Annotated in this window: 1 protein-coding gene; it reads right to left on the bottom strand. The window is 45.7% G+C overall.

Annotated features, from left to right (window positions below; genetic code table 11):
• Positions 1-610, bottom strand: a 610-nt coding sequence (locus QUA34_RS27240; RefSeq protein WP_333390264.1) for a hypothetical protein, incomplete at its 3' end; no start/stop codon positions are given.
• Positions 611-635 lie beyond the last annotated feature (25 nt).

Below are 635 nucleotides of genomic sequence, written 5' to 3' on the forward strand. Positions count from 1 at the left end.
GCTTATTGTCTATACCAACACCAACTAAAGTTCCATCTCGCATCGTAGCAACACTAAGTAGGTTGCCTCCCTCTCCTACAAGCTGCCATCGATACGGCAAGAAAAGACCTGCCAAGGAAACAGTTTTGAAATTGCCTCGGTCTCCAGCCTGTCCTTCAACATCACCGAAAGGAGACCAAGAACCATCTGTATGACGAATTGTGTGCCACAAATGACCATCATTGGTTACACCATATACCTGTAGTTCACCACCAACTCCTGCACAACTCACATTTATAAAATTGCCATGATTTCCAGCGACTCCTTTTACATCACCGAAAGGAGACCAAGAGCCATCTGCATGACGAATTGTGTGCCATAAATTACCATCACTGGCTACAGCACATACCTGTGGCTCACCACCAACCGCTGCACAACTCACATTTACAAAATTGCCACTATTTCCAGCAGCTACTTTCACATCACCGAAAGGAGACCAAGAGCCATCTGCATGACGAATTGTGTGCCATAGATTACCATCACTGGTTACAGCGCATACCTGTAGCTTACCATCACCCTCTGCACAACTCACATTTACAAAATTGCCACTATTTCCAGCAGCTACTTTCACATCACCGAAAGGAGACCAAGAGCCA

This window comes from Microcoleus sp. POL10_C6 (genome assembly GCF_036701585.1).
GTDB lineage: Bacteria > Cyanobacteriota > Cyanobacteriia > Cyanobacteriales > Microcoleaceae > Microcoleus.